At 57.5% G+C, this 6,010-nt stretch carries 3 protein-coding genes and 2 pseudogenes; 3 read left to right on the top strand and 2 right to left on the bottom strand.

What is annotated here, in order from left to right:
* Positions 1-28 precede the first annotated feature (28 nt).
* Positions 29-88: pseudogene (locus tag BKE38_RS33875) on the top strand (hypothetical protein); the annotation flags it as partial.
* A 32-nt stretch (positions 89-120) separates the two neighbouring features.
* Here the strand turns inward: BKE38_RS33875 and BKE38_RS33480 are convergent.
* Both BKE38_RS33480 and BKE38_RS24930 read right to left on the bottom strand, forming a co-directional pair.
* Positions 121-369, bottom strand: a pseudogene (locus BKE38_RS33480) (DegT/DnrJ/EryC1/StrS family aminotransferase); the annotation flags it as partial.
* Between the two features lie 249 nt (positions 370-618).
* Entirely contained in the window at positions 619-3,597 is a 2,979-nt protein-coding gene (locus tag BKE38_RS24930) for a glycosyltransferase (protein WP_083747848.1), read from the bottom strand.
* Positions 3,598-3,788: 191 nt separating this feature from the next.
* Here BKE38_RS24930 and BKE38_RS31645 point away from each other — a divergent pair, with 191 nt between their 5' ends.
* Complete coding sequence (locus BKE38_RS31645) at positions 3,789-4,862, top strand: hypothetical protein (RefSeq protein WP_131829717.1); 1,074 nt, start codon at positions 3,789-3,791, stop codon at positions 4,860-4,862.
* Positions 4,863-5,174: 312 nt separating this feature from the next.
* A partial coding sequence (locus tag BKE38_RS24925) for a hypothetical protein (protein WP_207553668.1) occupies positions 5,175-6,010 on the top strand: 836 nt, incomplete at its 3' end.

Genomic DNA, 6,010 nt, shown 5'->3' with positions numbered 1-6,010 from the left:
CTGGACCTTCTGCTCGACCGCCAATGCGGTGCTGCTGCGCGGCGCCGTGCCGGTTTTCGCCGATGTGCGGGAGGACACGCTGAACCTCGATGCCGACGACGTCGCCGCCGCGGTGACGCCGCGCAGCAGCACCGCATTGGCGGTCGAGCAGAAGGTCCAGGAGGGCATGATGACCTCGTCCCCCGGCTTCAGCTCCAGCAGCAGCGCTGCCATCTCCAGCGCCGCGGTGCAGGACTGGGTCAGCAGCGGCAGGCTGTCCGGCATGGTGGCGGCCAGCAGCCGGTGGCAGCGCTCGGTCTGCGTCGCGCCGCCGGCCAGGCGGCGAGAGATCAGCGTGGCCTGCAGCGCCCGCAGCTCGGCCTCACCCATATCGGGCGCATAGAAGGGGATGGCCGGCAGGCCAGAGGAGGCGCTGGCCGATCGCGCAACGGGCAGCGGCAGTCGGGGGGCGGGCATCGGCACTCCTGCAGGCAAGACTTTGCCCAGGCTAGCCGGCATCTGGTGGATTTTCGCTGAAGCGCAGCGCGGCCCGAAGGACATTGCCCACCTGGAGCAGATCGGTTCAGCCAGTCAGCCGGTGGGGAAGACGATGGATCTTCCCCAGCCGGGGCCGAGACGTCAGGCCACGGCTATTTCTTCAATGACTTCAATGGTTCTTCCATGGTTCAGATCGACAGCCTGGGGACGGAAGTCGCCCGATCGGATGTGGTCAAGGATCGTGTCCGGAATCGTGGGCCATGCCGTTCCCTCGGGCAGGACAATGCCGCCGCCGAAGCGTCGCAGACGTTCGGCAGTGGCGCCGATGTCGAAGGTAACGACCGGCACGCCGGCGGACCATGCATCGGACAGCGCATAGCAATAAGTCTCCGGCCAGAGGCTCGGCAGCAGGATGCAATCCAGATGATGTTGACTGATCAACGTCCTGACGTGACGACGCTCGTAGGGTCCAGTGATCACCAGGTCGGGATTTTCGGATCTCAGCAGGTGATCGTCGGAGGTATAACCGATAATGACGAGCTGAATTGGCAAAGACCGCTCATGCACTTCCCTGGAAATGGCCCTTAGAACATCGAAGCCTTTCTGGACCCCGATAGCTCCAAGGAAACCCATCGTGAGGATGGCGGCTTTGGGATCTATTCCTCTGATCTGGTAGGCGCTGTCGGCTTCATGATGTGGGTGGACTTCGATGGAGAGGTCTCCAAACCGTCGCAGGGTCATCGCACGAGCTGTCTCGGAGGGTGCGGAGATCTTCCGGGCATTCCTCAGGAGGGCGTGGTGCCGCGCAACATACCCCAGCAAACCTTCGCGGGTGGAGAGCACCTGGTTGTCCTGAGGCGCAGTTCCGAGGCGAACGCACTGGACGCATTTTTCGACATGCGGGATGCCGCAGAACGTACGATCGTGAAACGTCTGAATACGGGGGCAGAACCACGCATAGTCGTGGATGACACTGTCGTAGGAAAAGTTCCCCAGAATTTTATCAATGAGCTTCTCATTCCAGCTCAGAGCTGAATGCAGGATAAACGGGAGATTGCCGTGCGCGGTAACACGTTTCAAGAATTCAACAAGATCGCTTTCTTTCAAGTAAACTCGAATGTTCAAGTCAGGAATTCGTAAGGTAGCGACAGCGTCGACTGCCTGTCCCCAGTCATCAGCTGCTTTGTAGGGACGAAGCAAACAGCCAAGTTCCTCACCTCGCCTGCGGGCAATGAACTCGCGTACATGTACCTGGGTGCCGCCGGAGAAGTTGTGCGTCACGTGAACCCGAACCGGCAGTCCAACGGCTTCGATCCGCATGAGGTCGATGGCTGAACGCGCCAGACGTAGGGGATCCTCGCGGACGAAATCGACGACGTGACGCAAATAGTCAGGGTATTTCGTGCCAAGCAGCAAACCGTTCTGGGCGACAAGCTTCTTCCTGGTGTCGGCCCCGAACGAGACGCTTCCCTCATGGCAGACGAAAATATCCGCCGCGGCGAGGTGCACATACCCGAGATCGCGTGCGCGCATGCACCAATCGACCTCTTCGCCGTAGCCTCTCCCCCATTCCTCGGAAAGGTTGCCGACCTCCTCGATCGCTTTCGCCGTCATATACATGCAGAAGCCCACACCCACCGGAACCTCGATGGTGAGCTTGTCGTTGACCTTCGAAGCGATGCCGTCGATTTCTGTTAACTGAGTTTCCGGATCCAACGGATTCTCAAAGTTCATGACGGGGTAGCTCAGGATCGTTGCATTGTTGGACAAGGGCGTGACCGAGGCGACATATGGCTTGGACTGCGCAGCGGCTGTCAGGCGCTCCAACCATCCGTCCGGCACGACGGTGTCGGCATTGAGCAGCACAACACTGCGGCCCCGCCGTTCTTCCAGGCCGCGATTGACGCTGCGCGGGAACCCCATGTTCTGTTCATTGACGATGAGAGTAATCTTGCGAGCTGCTTCCAAATCCCGCAAATACGAAGAAATACGCGGATCAGGGCCGCAGTCGTCAATAGCGATGACCTCGACGAACCGGGGAGTTCCTTTGAACAAGGATTCAAAGCAAGCTTTTACCTCTGCATAGCCGTCATACACGGGCACGATAACGACAGTTTTCTTGAGGGCGGGAAGGTCATCCGCCAAGGATTTTCTGAATCGGGATTCGTTGCGTTCTCTAACAGACGTCAGCGTATTGCGAAAGCTGGCGACAACGCTTTGATCGGTGGTCCGTCCCGCAAGCTGATCTGCGATCCGCACGCCCCGAATGGCTGTCCAGATACTGTTGACCTGCGACTTTGCATTTTCAAGAAAGAAAGGCCCGGCAAACGGTACGTTTGGACAATACTTTGGCGCTATGGCGATGCTCCGGGCGTGGGGGAGGATCTTGAAGGAGAACCCCGAAGGACCACACGAGAAGACGTCTGTGACATCATCCCGCCGGAAACACGTGATATCCGACGAAACTTCTCCATCGACGATCAATACGACCTGCAGCGGTTGGGATTTATTTCTATCGTCAAAACACCATCCACTGATGACTCCCTCCGAATTGACTTCGATCTGGCTCTTTATTTCATGTCGCCATAGAAATCTGTGTACATCCTGCTTGCTGCTGCCGCATTTCAGGCTGAACAGATGCTCGTTGCCGTCGTAGCACCAGGAGGGGATGGCGAGAGAGAACCCGTCTAGGGCGCGGGCGTTGGATACAAATCTGAATTCCTTTCGCGGCTCCACCTGGAACGCACCGTCGAGGCGTATACCGTCCGCCTCGACATAGTAATCATCCTGGATGGCCGAGAGGCCAAGCCGGCTGATCCATCCAGTAAGGCGGCCTTTCACGACACGGGAAATTCTACCGACAAGGTGAGATTCATCGACGCTCTGGGTGGCAACGGTCTTGTCGTCGAATTTGACGGAAAATCTTGCTGGAGCCGAGATCCCCTCATAGGCGAGGACGGCGGACAGGTAGGTCGTATTGTGGGCCCTATGAATATGCGTGGACTGAACTGGAAGGTTTAATCCATTGTATTCGATTGATATTTTCTCGGACTGCTTGATATCGAACCCGCTTCTCACCGCGAAGAGGGCGCCCTGCCCTACAAGCGCCAGAAATTTCATCTCGCCTTGCCTTCTCAAAAACAAAACGTTGTCAGAATATGAAGACTGGTTTCGATATGGCAAGGTCAATTCTCACGTAAAGTTGCTAACTCGGAATGTTATCCACAGCGAAATTTTCGAGGATGGCGCGTGCGTCGCCTTGAGGATTTAAGGCAGTCCGCAGTAAAAAACGTATCAAAAGGGATGTGTCTATGGAAAATACGGCTGTATTTAAGTGCAATATTGAAAATTGCATTGTAGAGGAAGCGTCCGGCCTAATCGAAGGCTGGATTTTCTGTCGCACAAGATTGGGATATGCACCGATTCAGAAGATGCGCCTTAGTTTTATTGAAGATAGGGAAAGCATCGAATTCCCGACTATGCCTCGGCCGGACGTGAATCACGCTCACGCCTTAGGATTCGAGAACAGTGGATTCAAAATTTCTTCCTCGAAAAATATCAAGCTGGGGAATTTAGGTAAAATAGAGGCTCTTGTATATGATGAATGGGTCGTCGTTCCAATGGAGATCTTCTTTGCCCGAGGCTTCATGTGGTTGTGCTCGGAGCCATCTATTTCATATTTCTCCCTTATTCATGATATAGGCAACTACGAAACGAGGCTCCAAGGAACCTCCTTGAAAATATATCTCGGCCTTCTCCTTTCAAAATTGGAGAGAGATCGCAGCATCGAATATTCTCTGGAAGCTGTTGGCCAGATTTTATCCACGTCATTTTATCAGCTTGGCTTCTCCAGTCTGGAAAAATTCTATCAACTGCACTATTTGTCAGGATATTACTTATCCAATGAAATTAATGAATATTCTCGATGGAGACTTTCTGTCAATACTTCAAAAATTCACTGTATGCTGTTCCATGGCATGGTTGCGGAGGCAAAATCCTCACTCACGAAAATTAGCGAAACACTGACTGAATTTAAAAAAGATCCATTTCTTTATTATAACTTCGTTAAATCACAATTGATGTTGGCGACCCTATATCTTATCGACGGCGAAAAAGAGAAGTGTGTATCAACCTGCGCGATGGTGCGCGATGCTGCATTCGAAGCATCGTCGGTGCTCCCCAGGACCTACTCGATGGCGTCCGAGATACGCGATATCATGGTGTGCGCTCAGCAGTCATTCGTCGTGGCGCATCATTGTGGGGTCAATGATGGTGGCCTGGACTATCCTGAAGCCTTGAACATGAAAGATGTTCTGGCAGCATGTCTTAGAGTGACCGACTCAGATCTGGTGCACACGATCCAACGAAATATTGGGATTCAGTAGTGAGTTTAGGTGCTTGCCGTTTGGATTTCCTGGGTCATGTTTGGTGCTGATGTTCTTTTTGGATCTCCTGCAATGGCGCCCGTAGCTCCTATCGCGGCCTGGTTTACCGCTGGCGACCATCGGGCCGGCGCCGTTGATTTCATCGATCCGGTTGACGGCTTGCGGGGATGGGCGGTCGACACACGCAGTCCTCGTCAGGCGCTTCTGATCGAGGCGCGAGCCTCGGGCGAGACTTTGGCGGCAGGGTTGACCGGACTTTCACGAAGCGATCTTGAGAGCGCGCTGCAACAGCCGCTGCGCGCAGGATTCGCGTTGGAATGGCGCAGTTTCGACCGGGCGCAGGTGGCGCGGCTGGCGGCCGCCCATCCCGAGGCGGTGGTCAGCCTCCTGCTGGAGGATGGCGCGCCGCTGCCCTTCGTCGTCCCGACGCCGACGCTGGCCCGGCTGCTGGCACTGGTCGACGCCCCGCGCCCGCCCGATCATGCCGGCTTCGCGACGCTGCGCCTGGCGCTGGCGCTGCGCCGGCTGAGACTGGTGGACGCCACCTGGATCCGCCGCCGCTATCCCGACACTCCTGACGACGACGCCATCCTCTTCTATCTGGAGAGCGGCGAGGCGGCCGGCCGCTGGCCCAACCCCTATTTCGATCCGGTCCTGGTGGGCGAGGCGCTGGGCCTGTCGGGCCCCCAGGGCGCGATGGCAGCCTATCTGCAGCGGCCCGAGGCGGTTGCCCGCACCAGCCTGCAATTCGACCAGGATTTTTGGATCGCGCAGACACGCTTCGCCGGCGCCGTGCCGCTGGCCGCGCATCTGGCCGCGCCGCAGGCGCAGGACCCCAATCCGCATCTTTCCCGGGCAATGCTGGAAGAAGCCTATCCCGAGGCGGAGATGGCGGAGGACCCCTATGCCGAGGCGCTGCTGATCGCCGAGGCCCGCGGCGAGGCCGGCCGCTGGCAGCGGATCCTGACCGCCGCCCCGCCCAGCCCCCTCCCCCGACATCTGACGTCAGAAGATTTTTCGGCCCGGCGCGCCCTGGCGGCGGCTGGCCTGCCCGTGCCCGGACTACGCCGCGACCTCCTCGCCCGCCTCCCCGAGACCGCCCCGCGCCCCCGCGCGGAGCCCTACGCCCCCCCCTCCCCCCCCCCGCC

Source organism: Teichococcus deserti (assembly GCF_001982615.1).
Lineage (GTDB): Bacteria > Pseudomonadota > Alphaproteobacteria > Acetobacterales > Acetobacteraceae > Pseudoroseomonas > Pseudoroseomonas deserti.
This window is presented reverse-complemented; position numbering and strand designations above follow the sequence as displayed.

Coding starts and splice junctions, on each gene's coding strand:
- BKE38_RS24930 (WP_083747848.1), bottom strand. CDS start 3,597: ATGAAATTTCTGGCGCTTGTAGGGCAGGGCGCCCTCTTCGCGGTGAGA.
- BKE38_RS31645 (WP_131829717.1), top strand. CDS start 3,789: ATGGAAAATACGGCTGTATTTAAGTGCAATATTGAAAATTGCATTGTA.